Origin of the sequence: Microterricola pindariensis (assembly GCF_002936985.1) — a bacterium.
Lineage (GTDB): Bacteria > Actinomycetota > Actinomycetes > Actinomycetales > Microbacteriaceae > Microterricola > Microterricola pindariensis.
The window spans coordinates 57852-71043 of the sequence record NZ_MPZN01000013.1; the positions used below are offsets into that span (position 1 = coordinate 57852).

General features: G+C 69.9%; 11 protein-coding genes. 1 reads left to right on the plus strand and 10 read right to left on the minus strand.

Features of this window, described 5'->3' with window-relative positions; all coding sequences use genetic code 11:
- Positions 1–112 precede the first annotated feature (112 nt).
- The 6 genes from mmsB to GY24_RS05985 form a co-directional block, all read right to left on the minus strand.
- A complete protein-coding gene (gene mmsB, locus GY24_RS05960) occupies positions 113–1357 on the minus strand; it encodes a multiple monosaccharide ABC transporter permease (RefSeq protein WP_104474810.1) in 1245 nt (414 codons plus the stop codon).
- Positions 1358–1391: 34 nt separating this feature from the next.
- Positions 1392–2921, minus strand: a complete 1530-nt coding sequence (gene mmsA / locus GY24_RS05965; RefSeq protein WP_083365122.1) for a multiple monosaccharide ABC transporter ATP-binding protein — start codon at positions 2919–2921, stop codon at positions 1392–1394.
- Positions 2922–3041: 120 nt separating this feature from the next.
- Complete coding sequence (gene chvE, locus GY24_RS05970) at positions 3042–4175, minus strand: multiple monosaccharide ABC transporter substrate-binding protein (protein ID WP_083365123.1); 1134 nt, start codon at positions 4173–4175, stop codon at positions 3042–3044.
- A gap of 97 nt (positions 4176–4272) precedes the next feature.
- Positions 4273–5025 (minus strand): L-ribulose-5-phosphate 4-epimerase, encoded by a 753-nt coding sequence (locus GY24_RS05975; RefSeq protein ID WP_104474818.1) that lies wholly within the window; start codon positions 5023–5025, stop codon positions 4273–4275.
- Between the two features lie 377 nt (positions 5026–5402).
- Positions 5403–6566, minus strand: coding sequence for a LacI family DNA-binding transcriptional regulator (locus tag GY24_RS05980; RefSeq protein WP_202972917.1), 1164 nt, complete (start codon positions 6564–6566; stop codon positions 5403–5405).
- A gap of 230 nt (positions 6567–6796) precedes the next feature.
- A complete protein-coding gene (locus GY24_RS05985; RefSeq protein ID WP_324778180.1) occupies positions 6797–8281 on the minus strand; it encodes an MFS transporter in 1485 nt (494 codons plus the stop codon).
- 66 nt (positions 8282–8347) lie between these two features.
- Between GY24_RS05985 and soxR the strand changes: the two genes are divergently transcribed.
- Positions 8348–8920, plus strand: a complete 573-nt coding sequence (gene soxR / locus GY24_RS05990) for a redox-sensitive transcriptional activator SoxR (RefSeq protein WP_104474812.1) — start codon at positions 8348–8350, stop codon at positions 8918–8920.
- A gap of 23 nt (positions 8921–8943) precedes the next feature.
- Here the strand turns inward: soxR and GY24_RS05995 are convergent, their stop codons facing one another.
- The 4 genes from GY24_RS05995 to GY24_RS06010 all read right to left on the minus strand — a co-directional run.
- Positions 8944–10278, minus strand: a complete 1335-nt coding sequence (locus GY24_RS05995; RefSeq protein WP_104474813.1) for a heparan-alpha-glucosaminide N-acetyltransferase domain-containing protein — start codon at positions 10276–10278, stop codon at positions 8944–8946.
- A 25-nt stretch (positions 10279–10303) separates the two neighbouring features.
- The gene (locus GY24_RS06000) at positions 10304–11308 is read right to left on the minus strand and encodes a cyclase family protein (RefSeq protein ID WP_104474814.1); all 1005 of its coding nucleotides are present in this window, start codon (positions 11306–11308) and stop codon (positions 10304–10306) included.
- Positions 11305–12705: an APC family permease gene (locus GY24_RS06005; protein ID WP_233279221.1), complete on the minus strand. Its 1401-nt coding sequence runs from the start codon at positions 12703–12705 to the stop codon at positions 11305–11307. The genes GY24_RS06000 and GY24_RS06005 overlap by 4 nt, the downstream gene beginning before the upstream one ends.
- Positions 12706–12811: 106 nt before the next feature.
- Positions 12812–13192: nuclear transport factor 2 family protein (locus GY24_RS06010; RefSeq protein ID WP_324778181.1), on the minus strand; the 381-nt coding region annotated here is incomplete at its 5' end.

The window sequence follows — 13192 nt, forward strand, 5'->3', positions numbered from 1 at the left end:
GCAGGCGGGCGTCGCGGCGGGCGCCGCCGCACGCACGAGGGCCCCGGCATCCGCGAACGGATGCCGGGGCCCTGCCCGCGCGAGGCGAGCGAGTGCGCGGGTGCGCGGGCGGCTAGCGCCCGGCGCCGGCGCGGCGCTTGTTGTAGACGTCGAAGGCGACGGCAAGCAGCAGCACGAGGCCCTTGACGGCCTGCTGCCACTCGATGCCGATGCCCATGATCGACATACCGTTGTTCAGCACACCGATGATGAGGCCACCGATGATGGCGCCGGCGATGGTGCCGACGCCGCCCTGCACGGCCGCGCCACCGATGAAGGCGGCGGAGATGGCCTCGAGCTCGAAGCCGTCACCGGCCTTCGGCCCGGCCAGGTTCAGGCGGGCGGTGAAGATGAGGCCGGCGAGGGCCGCGAGCACGCCCATGTTGACGAACAGCAGGAAGTCGACACGACGCGCCTTGACACCGGAGAGCTCCGCCGCGTGGCGGTTGCCGCCGATGGCGTAGATGTGGCGGCCGAAGACGCTGCGGTTCATGATGATGCCGTAGATCATGACGAGCACGGCGAGCACGATCAGCGTGATGGGGATGCCCTTGTAGGAGGCGAGCGCGTAGGCGAAGGCGCCGATCACGACGGTGATGAGCACCAGCTTGGTGATGAACCAGGCGAGCGGCTCGACCTCCTGGCCGTACTTCTGGCGGCCGGCGCGGGTGCGCACCTGCTGGATGATCAGCGCCGCGATGGCGATCACGCCGACGCCGACGGTGAGCGGGTCGATCGGGAACGAGCCGAACAGGTCAGTCAGGAAGCCGTTGCCGAGCGCGCGGTACTCCGCGGGGAAGGAGCCGATGTTGGCGTTGCCGAGCACCACGAGCGCGAGCCCGCGGAAGATCAGCATGCCGGCCAGCGTCACGATGAACGCGGGGATCCCGACATAGGCGATCCAGAAGCCCTGCCAGACGCCGACCAGGGCGCCGATGGCGAGCGACAGCACGATCGCGAGCCACCAGGGCAGGCCCCAGTTCACCGCGAACACGCCGGAGCAGGCCCCGACGAAGGCGGCGACGGAGCCGACCGAGAGGTCGATGTGGCCGGCGATGATGACCATCACCATGCCGATCGCGAGAACGAGGATGTAGCCGTTCTGCACGATCAGGTTGGAGATGTTCTGCGGGCGCAGCAGGATGCCGTCGGTCAGCACGGTGAACAGCACGACCACGGCGATGAGCGCCAGGAAGATGCCGTTCTTGCCGAGGTCGGCCAGCACGTGGCTGAGCCAGTTGGTGAACTTGTTCGAAGCCGGGTGAACCTGGCTGGCCGCCGCCGTGTTGTCCGTCGGCCGGTTTTCAAGTTTTGTCATGTCTGTTTCTCCTTGAGATTCCCGAGCGCCGACGCTAGCGGGGCTTTTCCATGGTCATGAGTTTGAGGACGGATTCCGGTGTGGCCTCCGCGATGGGCAGCTCGCCCGTGATGCGGCCCTCGGAGATCGCGTAGACGCGGTCGGAGATGCCGAGCAGCTCCGGCAGCTCGGAGGAGATCACGATGATGCCCTTGCCCTCCGCCGCGAGCTTGTTGATGATCGCGTAGATCTCGTACTTGGCGCCCACGTCGATGCCGCGGGTGGGCTCATCGAGGATCAGGACGTCGGGGTCGGAGTAGATCCACTTCGACAGCACGACCTTCTGCTGGTTGCCGCCGGAGAGCTTGCCGGTCTTGGCCAGCACCGACGGAGCCTTGATGTTCATGCTGGTGCGGAATTCGTTCGCGACGCGGTACTCCTCGTTGTCGTGAACGAGGCCCCACTTCTCGAGCTTGCCGAGGGAGGCCATCGAGATGTTGCGCTTGATGTCCTCGATCAGGTTGAGCCCGTAGGTCTTGCGGTCCTCCGTGGCGTACGCGATGCCGTTGGCGATCGCCTCCGACACGGTGCGCGTCTTGATCTCCTGCCCGCGCTTGAACACGCGGCCGGAGATCTTGGTGCCGTAGCTGCGGCCGAACAGGCTCATCGCGAACTCGGTGCGGCCTGCGCCCATCAGCCCGGCGATGCCGACGATCTCGCCGGCGTGCACGGTGAGGTTCACGTTGTCGACGACGACGCGGCTCTGGTCCTGCGGGTGGTGCGCGGTCCAGTCCTCGACGCGCAGCAGCTCCTCGCCGATGTTCGGCGTGTGGTCGGGGTAGCGGCTCTCGAGGTCGCGGCCGACCATGTCCTTGATGATGCGCTCTTCTGTGACATCCGTCTTCGCGATCGTCTCGATCGTCTTGCCGTCACGGATGACGGTGACAGAGTCGGCGATCTTCTTGATCTCGTTCAGCTTGTGGCTGATGATGATCGACGTGATGCCCTGGCCCTTGAGGTGCAGGATCAGGTTGAGCAGGTGGTTGGAGTCCTCGTCGTTGAGGGCGGCCGTCGGCTCGTCGAGGATGAGCAGCTTGACGCGCTTGGAGAGCGCCTTGGCGATCTCAACCAGCTGCTGCTTGCCGACGCCGATGTCCATGATGCGCGTGGTCGGGTTGTCGCTCAGTCCAACCCGGGCGAGCAGCTTCTGCGCCTCGTGGTTGGTCTTGTTCCAGTCGATCAGCCCGAAGGAGTTCTTCAACTCGTTGTTGAGGAAGATGTTCTCTGCAATAGAGAGGTAGGGGCTGAGCGCCAGCTCCTGGTGGATGATGACGATGCCCTTGGCCTCGCTGTCGGTGATGTCCTTGAACTCGACGATCTCGTCTTCGAAGACGATGTCGCCGGTGTAGCTGCCGTGCGGGTAGACGCCACTCAGCACCTTCATGAGGGTGGACTTGCCCGCGCCGTTCTCGCCGCAGATCGCGAGCACCTCGCCGCGCTCGGCAGAGAGCGTGACGTTGGAGAGTGCCTTGACACCGGGGAACGTCTTGGTGATGCCGCGCATCTCCAGAATGTTGGTGGTCACGAACGTGCCTTCCTCATTCGACTTCCAATTTCTTGACTGTGGGGGCGGATGCCGGGAACCGCTGAGCCGGTGGGGATACCGTAGTACCCCCACCGGCCTCTCGCGGGGAGAGCGCGGGTGTTAGCCCTTGATCTCTTCTGCGGTCCAGTAGCCGCTGTCGACGAGGACAGAGGTGATGTTGTCCTTCACGACGACCTGCGAGGAGAGCAGGAACGACGGCACGACGAAGTTGCCGTTGTCGTAGGTCTCGGTGTCGTTGACCTGGACGTCGGTGCCGTTGAGGAGGGCGGATGCCATCTCAACTGCGACCTTGGCCAGCTCGCGGGTGTCCTTGAAGATGGTGGCGAACTGCTCGCCCGAGTTGATGGCCTTGACCGAGTCGAGCTCGGCGTCCTGGCCGGAGATGATCGGCCACTCGGCGCCCACGCTGTAGCCAGCGTCGGTCAGAGCGGAGATGATTCCACGGGAGAGTCCGTCGTAGGGCGAGAGAACGCCGTTGACCTTGGAGCCGTCGGAGTAGGTCGACGTCAGCAGGTTCTCCATGCGCTTCTGGGCAACTTCGCCGTCCCAACGGAGGATGGCGGCCTGCTCGAAGTTGGTCTGGCCGCTCTTGACGACGACGGTGCCGGCGTCAATGAAGGGCTGGAGCTCGTCGATGGCACCCTGCCAGAAGAAGGTGGCGTTGTTGTCGTCGGGCGAACCGGCGAACAGCTCCACGTTGAAGGGGCCTGCCGGTGCGTCGGCGATGGCGGTGCCGTCGAGCTCGACGAGGCCGAGTCCGTTCAGAACCGACCAGGCCTGCTGCTGGCCGACGATGTAGTTGTTGAACGTGACGTAGTAGTCGATGTTGTCGGTGTCACGGATGAGGCGGTCGTAGGCGATGACCGGGATCTCGTTCTCGGCGGCCTGCTCGAGCACGCTGCTCAGCGTGGTGCCGTCGATGGAGGCGATGATCAGGGCCTCTGCGCCCTTGGTGATCATGTTCTCGATCTGCGAGACCTGGGTGGGGATGTCGTCCTCTGCGTACTGCAGGTCGACCTTGAAGCCCTGGGCCTCGAGCTGCTCCTTGACGGCGTTGCCGTCCTGGATCCAGCGCTCGGAGCTCTTGGTGGGCATTGCCACGCCAATGAGGCCGCCGTTGCCTGCGCCCTCGCCGCTGCCGCCATCGGTGCCGGCCGGCGAGCTGGCGCATGCCGCCAGCGCCAGCATGGCCCCGGCGGTGAACATCGCGAGAAGAACCTTCTTCGTCTTCACTGTGTTTCCTTTCATTGTGACGCGGACGTCGTTGTCTGGTGCTGCATGTCGAGCTCGGCGCAAAGGAGGCGCGCCGGGCCCGGGTTTCTGCGAGGGGCTATGCGCCACTCGCCGTTCGGGCCCGCACACGGGGTGCTGGCTTCTGGCGACGAACCTCCGTCGCCTGTCCGTAGACGTTTTGGTAGCGATCGAAGAGTGCGTCGATCGCGGGCTGGGGAATCTCGATGGTCTCGCCGGCCTGCCGGGCCAGGTGCACGGTGCGGGCGGCGTCCTCCACCATGACGGCGGCCTTGACCGCTGCCCGCGCGCTCGGGCCAATCGTGAAGGGGCCGTGATTCTGCATCAGCACGGCCTTGGAGCGGTGGCCACTCAGCGTCTCGACGATGCCGCGGCCGATCGAGTCGTCGCCGATGACGGCGAACGGGCCGACTGGGATCGGGCCGCCGAACTCATCGGCAATGGCCGTGAGCACGCAGGGGATCTCCTCGCCGCGGGCGGCCCAGGCCGTCGCATAGGGCGAGTGGGTGTGCACGACGCCGCCGACCTCTGGCATATTCCGGTAGACGTATGCGTGGGCTGCGGTGTCGCTGGACGGCGCCCGGCCGCTGCCGGGGGTGTCGTCTATGACGGCGCCGTCGAGGTCGCAGAGGATCATGTTCTCGGGTGCGAGGTCGTCGTAGGCGACGCCGGACGGCTTGATCACGAAGAGGTCGGCGCCGGGAACCCGGGCGGAGACGTTGCCGCCCGTCCACACGACGAGCTCGTTGCGGGTCAGTTCGGAGTGCAGCTGGGCCACGTCGGCACGGACGCGGGCGATGGCCACCTCGATAGTCGGACCGTAGCCGCTCATGCGTGCACCGCCCGGGCTGCGGAGCGGGTACCGCCGCCACGCGTTGTCTGCGAAACGCATGCCGGGGCGCCGGCGAGTGCCGCCTTGCTCCGGTGCATCGACTGCTTTGTCACGTTTCGCTATTCCTTCATCACATCGTCGTGGGCGTTCCAACGCCCGCCGCGATTCGGTGATCGCTCAGCGGGCGAGTTTCCAATGTGAACGGTCACATTGGATGTCCTCATGGTAGCCGCATCGGCGGATGGATTGTCAAGTTTGAGTTGTTTCAGAACGATAACGGCGCTGTGTTCCCAGTAATCAGGCGGAAGTTGAGCGTGAAAGGGCGGGCGCAGGCACCGCGCCGCGGTCGCGCGCCGCCCAAAATCCGGCCCGCGCGGTCAGAACGCGGGGTCCCCCGTTGATCGCCGCACGATGAGCTCGGGCACGAGCAGGCGACTGCTCGTCGATGGCACATCCCCCTGGCCGCTCCCGCCGGCCGGATCGGCCCCGCCCGGGTACCCGGGCGCCGGCAGACCACCGGCCGCGGCGTCGTCCGGCGCTGCGCCGGTGTCGTCACCGTCACCCGCGCCGTGGCGGTGCTCGCTCGCCGCCTCGCGCCGCCCGATCTCGGCGATCAGCTGTTCGATGCTGCGCCGGCCGAGCTCGGCGAAGTCCTGGCGCACGGTCGTCAGCGGCGGCGCGAAGTGGGCCGCCTCCGGGATGTCGTCGAAGCCGACGATGCTCACATCGCCGGGCACGTCGAGGCCGGCATCCCGCACCGCGTGCATGAGCCCGAGCGCCATCTGGTCGTTGGAGGAGAAGATCGCCGTGAAGTCGCGCACGCTGAGCAGCTCGCGGCCGGCGTAGTAGCCGAAGTCGGCCGTCCAGTCGCCCAGGATCGGCGCGGTGGTGGGCACGTCGCTGTCGGACATCTCGCGGAGGAACCCCGTCATGCGGGCCTCGGCCTCGATCCAGTCCTGTGGGCCGGCGAGGTGGTAGATGTGCCGGTGGCCGAGCTCGATCAGGTGCCGTGTCGCCAGCCGGGCACCCGTGATCTGGTCGACGGCGAGTGTGTTGTCGCCGAACTTGCCGGTGGGCTGCAGCGTCACCAGGGGCACGTCGATCGCCCGCTCGGCGAGGATGTCGAACACCCGCACCTGCGGCGCGATCACGACGAGGCCCTCGACGGCCTGTGCCATCAGGTGCTCGATCGCGCCGGTGATGGCCTCGGGGTCGGAGCCAACGATGTTCGCGGTGTTGATGTAGTAGCCGTGGGCGCGGGCCGCCACCTCGATCGCGGCGATGCTGGAGGCGGGCCCGTACTGCGCGCTGGAGGCCGCGAGCACCCCGATGACGCGGGAGCGGCTGGTGACGAGGGCCCGGGCCGCGCGGTTCGGGCGGTACTGCAGCTCGTCCATGACGGCGAGCACGCGCGCCTTGGTCTCGGGGCGGATGCTCGGGTGGTGGTTGAGCACACGGGACACGGTCTGGTGCGACACCCCGGCGAGCCGCGCGACGTCGCGGATGCTCGGCGCTCTGCCCCGCCCTGCCTCGTCCGTCACGACTTCCCCATCTGTGCGTACTCCCCCGCAATGTGTACGTTCACATGCGCGTGCAGGTCAATTATGCCGACATTGGGCGATGTGACTGACACATTTGTGACAGTCACACGAATCCATGTGACAGGAACATGCCCGCTCGCCGCTGCGTTCGCCTGTCGACGTCCGCCCATCGAGTCTGTCGAAATCCGGGGATCGAGCCTGTCGGCGTCCGCTGATCGAGCCTGTCGAGATTAGGGCGCGGGCGGGCTGACGGCCGCCCGCGGCCGCACCAGCACCGCGGCCAACCAGAACAGCGCGGCGAGGCCGAAGGAACCGACGAACGGCCACACCCCGCCGACCGGGGCCAGCACCGCGAAGGCGATGCCGGCGACGGCGACCGCGACCGCGGCGCCGATCGCGTCCGAGATGGCGATGGCCGAGCTGTTGAAGCCCTGGTCCGCCTCGGTGGAGGACTGCAGCGCCATCACCGAGGTGCGCGGGTACATGATGCCCATGCCGGCACCGGCGAACGCCCACGCCACGATCAGCACGAGCGCCGGCAGCGCAAGGGCGGCCGTCGCGATCGTGACCGCGAGCGCGGTGCCGAGCAGCACGAGGCCGATGCGCAGGCAGCGAGCATGCGTGAGCGTCGCCGAGTAGCGCCCCTGGATCTGCGCGGTCACGGCCCAGGCCAGGCCGCCGAACGTCAGCGCCAGGCCCGCCATCGACGGCGTGAGCGCATAGCGGTCGGTGAGGATCAGCGGCACGTAGACCTGGGCGCCGAAGAAGGCGCCGGCGATGAGACCGCGCACGAGCACCGTCGCGGGCAGCCCGCGCGCCGCGCGCAGTGCGCCGGTCGGCAGCAGCGGGCGCAGTGCGAGGGCGAGGACGACGACCGCCGCCACCGGCAGCGCCCAGAGCACCCAGCCGGCCGCCTCGGCGCTGAGGTTCAACACGAGCACCGCGGCGGCGGCGAGCGCCGCCCAGAGGATGCGGGCGACGTCCCAGCGGGGAACGGCCGCGTCGGCATCCGCCTCGTGCACCATTCCCCTCAGGGCGGGCACCACCATGATCAGGGCAGGGATCACGAGGGCGACGACGCCGAGGAACACCCAGTGCCAGCTGGCGGCCTCGGCGATGGCTCCGGCGACGAACGGGCCGACGAGGGAGGGGATCACCCAGGCGGCCGAGAAGCCGGCGAAGATGCGCGGCTGCAGAAGGTGCGGGTAGACGCGCGCGACGATGACGTACAGCGCGACGGTGAGACCGCCACCCCCGAGGCCGTGGATGAGGCGGCCGACGACGAGCATTTCCATGGTGGTGGCGGTCCCGGCCAGCACAAGGCCGACCGCGAACAGCGCGACGGCGGAGTACAGCGGCGCCTTCGGGCCGCGGCGGTCGGCCCAGTTGCCGGCGAGAACCATGCCGACGACGCTGACGGCCAGCGGCCCGGCGAAGGCGACGGCGTAGAGCGAGCGGCCGGCGAGCTCGTCGGCGATGAGCGGCATCACCGTGGTGACGGCGAGCGACTCGAAGGCGGCGAGCAGGATGAGCACGCACATGCCGATGCTGATCCAGCGGTATCTCGGCCCGAGCACGCTCTCCCCTAGGCCGGTCTCCCGCGCGCCGGTCTGCCGCGCGCCGGTCTCCCGCGCGCCTGCGGATGCCGCGGCGCCCGCCGCCCCGACTCCGGGGGTGTTCTGGGGCTCGCTGGGGTCTGACTCTACGAAGGGCACGATTCTGAGCCTAGGACCTCAACTATGGTTGAGGTCAACCGCTTCGGAGCACCAGGGAGGACCGGCATGCCATCACTCGGCGGCGACCCCACACGCCAGCTCAGCGTCGGCGAGTTGGCGGCGCGCAGCGGGGTGAGCGTGTCCGCCCTGCACTTCTACGAGCGCGAGGGGCTGCTGCAGAGCGAGCGCAACGACGGCAACCAGCGCCGCTACCGGCGGGACGCCCTGCGCCGCGTGTCGTTCATCAAGGTGTCGCAGCGCGTGGGGGTGTCGCTGGCCGACATCCGCGCGGCCCTGGACTCGCTGCCCGGCGACCGGGCGCCGAGCCCGCGGGACTGGGCCCGGATCTCGGAGCGCTGGCGCGCCCAGCTGGACGCCCGCATCGCCGAGCTGCAGCACCTCCGCACCGACCTGGACGGCTGCATGGGCTGCGGCTGCCTGAGCCTCGGCACCTGCTCGCTGCGAAACCCCGGCGACGAGCTCGGCGTCTCCGGAAGCGGGCCGCGCCGCTGGCTCGAGCCCGGCGCCGGCGGGACCGGTGCAGGAGTCGCGAGCGCAGGAGTCGCGAGCGCAGGAGTCGCGAGCGCAGGAGTGGCGAGCGCAGGAGACGCGAGCACAGGAGACGCGGCCGCGGGGTGACCCCGCCCCGCGGCCGGCGGGTGTCAGAGCGCGCTCTGGGCGTTCCGCGCGGGAGGCGTGCCGCGTCGGGCCGAGCCGGAGCCGAGCCGCGCGGCCGCCGTCGACACGGCGCTGACGAGCGCCTCGAGCGGCCCGCGCCGGCCGAGCACGGCCAGCACGGCGCCGATGACGAGCGCGACGGCGAGGTGGACCCCGAGAATCTGGGCGCTCAGATACCACCACGGAACGCTGCTGAACGCCGGCGGGCCGAGCAGCAGCACCAGGCTCGTCGCGAGGATGACGCCCAGCACGTGCACGGTGTAGACCGTGAGCGGTGCGGCCCCCGCCGCCGAGACCGGGCGCAGTGCGACGAGCAGCCAGCGCGGCGCCCACCGCGCGAACCCGAGCATGAGGGCGATCACGAACAGTGCGACGCCGACGCCGCGCAGGATGTCGAGGAGGGTGCCGGTGTGCGGGGCTGCGCCCAGCAGCCACCACCAGTCCGCCGCCGCCGGGGCGCCCTGCCCCTGCAGCCTGGCCAGCTCATCGATCAGCGCCGCGTCGAGACCGGGCGCGGCCTGCACGGCGGCGGCCCGACCCCAGAGCTCGAAGATCAGCCGCGAGCTCACGATGCTCAGCACGGCCAGTCCGAGCCCGAGCAGGCCGGCGCCGAGGAGGAAGCGCCGCGCGGCGCGATCGTCGTGCCGCACGGCGAGCAGGAGACGCGCGACCGCCATGCCGACGAGCAGGTAGACCAGCCAGGTGATGACGGGGTAGGTGCCCGTCACGAGGGCGCCGCGGAGCGCGCGCAGCGGGTCAGCGAACTCGGTCCAGGCCAGTCCGCCGCCCTCGTCGCCCACGTCGAGCGCCGCCCGGAGCGGCGCGTTGACCAGCTGACCGAGCACTGCGAGCAGCGCCGCGCTGCCGAGCAGCCAGCGCACCGGCATCCGCAGGAACGGGATCGTGCCGAGCATCGCGACCCCGAAGTAGACGAGCACGATCACGACGCTGATCGGCGCCATCGCGAGGGTGGCGCCGAGCAGGATGACGAGCACGCCGCGCGCCGCCAACGCCCACGCCGCGGCCGCATACGCGCCGACCTCCAGGTAGCGGCGGGTGGCGAGCACGACGCTGATGCCGCCGATCACGGCGAAAAGCGTCGAGGCGTTGCCATCGACGAGCCCGTCGAGCCAGACCTCGTGCCCGGGCATCCCCGGCCGCGGCAGGAGGTGCGCGCACATCATGCCCAGGATCGCGAGGAATCGGGCGAAGTCGATTCCGACGAGACGCGCGATCGGGTCTGCGCTCCCCGCCGCCCGGGCCGCCCGCACTGCCCCGCCCTCCGCGGAGGGCTCGGGAACGGGTGGCGGCGCGGTCATGGGTCTGCGGCGGTCCGGGGCGCGGCTAGGCCGGGAGGGTGGCGTAGGCGCGCACCGGGAACGTGCCGAAGCCCTCGACCTTGGGCGGGGCCGCGGTGAAGCGCGCGCCGCGCGCCGGCAGCTCCTCCAGGCGGGTGAGGTGCTCGACGACGTGGATGCCGGCCTCAAGCAGCAGCGAGTGGGCCGGGCGCTCCCCGCCGCTCTCGACGTCGTCGATGTTCAGCGCGTCGATGCCGACGAGCGCCACCCCCTGCTCGACGAGGTGGCGGGCGCCGGCCTCGGTGAGGAACGGCGAGTCGACGGCGTACTCCGGCTGGCCGAACAGGCGGTCGGAGCCGGTGTGCAGCAGCACGGCGGCGCCGGCGAGCTGGCGGTCGTAGAACACCTCGGCGCCGATGCCGCGGCTGCCGGCATCCGTCAGGTGGAACACCTCGGCGGGCAGGTCGACGAGGGTCTCCAGGTCGAGACCGGCCAGGTCGTTGCCGCCCTCGTAGCGGTGGTAGGGGCTGTCGAGGTAGGTGCCGGTGTTGCCGATCATGGTGATGGTGTCCATGGCGAACTCGGTTCCCGGCGCGTACTTGGCACGCGAGTCCTCCCGGGTGAGGTGCGGGGTGATGACCGGGGCGGGCAGCCCGGGGTAGGTCACCAGGCCCGCCCGGATGACGTGGCTCAGGTCGACGACGCGGCGGGCAGTTGGCGCCGAGCCGGGCTCCGTTTCGGGCTCCGTTTCGGCACCCGCCGCCTGCTGCTCGGCCAGCTCCGCGCCGAGCGCGCTGCCGTCGAGGGCCTGGCTGAGCATCTCGGCGAAGGGGATGCCGCGGCTGCCGCGGTGCTGCTCCCGGACGATCTCGATGTTCGTCAGCGTGACGTCCTCGACGAGGGTGAGCCCGAGGTGGCGCACGAACAGCTCGGCGAGCTTCTGCTTGGACACCTCGGCGGCGGGCAGGTCGAGCCGGAAGCCGCGGGTGACGAGGTCGCCGCCGTTGACGAAGGTGACGACGGCGTCGAAGCGGGCGCGGTACTCGGTCATGATGGCTCCAGTTCGGTGGTGGGGCGGGATGCCGGCGCGGGGACTTCGACAGGCTCACTCACGGTATCGCGAGCGCGGCGGCGCGCGCTGGCACGTTTGCCCAGGGTGACGACGAGGGCCGCGCCGGCGAGGGCAGCGGGGATCAGCAGGTTCGGCCCGGCCAGCACGAGCATGCCGGCGGTGAGCACGCTGGCGACCACCGCCATCCACCAGCCGATGCTCCAGCGGTCCAGGATCCGCACGGCCGCGACCATGCCGAACGCATAGATCGCGGCCGTGCAGCTGGTGTGCACGAGGATGAACGCGGTCAGGTTGAAGCCGACCGCGGCCATCACCACGTAGTAGATCGCGGTCAGCACGGCGGTCACGGCGAGCGCCCGGCGCGGCACCGCCCCGTCTTCGACGCCCTTGGCCAGCCAGCGCGGCAGGTCTCCGTCGCGGCCGAGCGAGGCGCCCAGCTTGCCGAATGCCCCGATGTAGACGTTGATGACTCCGAGCACGACGACGCCGGCGACGATCGCGACAGCGATGGGGCCGACACCGGGGGCCACGGCGGAGACGAGGGTGATCAGCGGCACGGGGCCCTCGCCGGCATCCGCCCCGAGCACCGCGACGGTCACGATCTGCAGCAGCAGGTAGGCGATGCCGACGACGACCACGGCGATGCCCGTCGCCCAGGGGATGACGCGGCGCGGGTTTTTGAACTCGCCGGCGATGTGGGTGCCGGCCTCCCAGCCGGCGAACGCCCAGAGGAACAGGCTGATCGCGGTGCCGACGCCGCCGAGGCCGTGCGGCAGGAACGGGGAGAAGTTGGCCGGGTCTGCGGCGGGGAAGGAGACGGCGACCACGCCGATGACGACGGCGAGGAGCAGCACGGTGAGGCCGAGCTGCACGGTGCCGGAGACGCGCAGGCCGAACAGGTTCGCGATGAACGGGGGCACCAGGATGGCCAGGCCGACGATGCCGACGGCGGAGCGGTCGACGCCGAGCACCGCGACGATGTACTCGGCGCCCAGCACGCCGACGACGGGCGCGCCGACGCAGACGCCGAAGTAGAACCAGTAGCCGGTGATGCGCGCCGGGGTGTTGCCGAGGGCGCGGCGCACATAGCTGGCGACGCCGCCCGGGTCGGGGTAGCGTGCCGCGAGCGCCGCGAAGGTGCCGGCCAGCGGAATCGAGAGCAGGAAGACGGCGGCGACGGCGAGGATCGAGCCGGGGCCGGCGACGGATGCCGTGAGCCCGGGCAGCACGAGGATGCCGGTTCCGAGCACGGCGGCGATGTACAGCGCCGTCCCGCGGACGAGGCCGAGCGAGCCCCGGTGCGCTGTGGCTGGCCGCTCCGTCGGAGACCCCGCCACGTCGGTGGGAGTCGCTGCAGTCAGTCTCGTCGGAATCACCTCCCCATCATGCCGCGCCCGACCGCCTCGACGCGCTGGCAGAGAAGACACTGTTCATCGAGAAACTGCCAATCGCGGCACGCGGACCACCGCGCGTGACTCCGGGTCAGTCGCCGCTGCCCCCGGTCGCCTGCGACTCCTCCATCCACCACTCGGTGAAGGAGCTGGCCCGGCCGTCCGGGCTCAGCTGCACCACCCAGAGGTTGTGGTAGATCTCGTTGTCGCCCGGGTAGCGGGTCACCCCGCGCACCACCGCGGTCTCCGGGCTGGCCAGCACCGGCTGCCACTCGAAGGTGCTGCCGCCCGGGCCGTCCGCGTTCTCGATCCAGCGGGTGACGATCTCCTCGTGCCCGCGCCAGGGCTCGCGATGCGGCCGGGTGTAGTACTCGGCATCCTCGGTGAACAGCGCACGGATGTCGTCGGGATCGTTGCTCAGCCAGGCCTTGCGGTAGCCGTCGACCCAGCGGGTGATTGCCTCATTCTCACT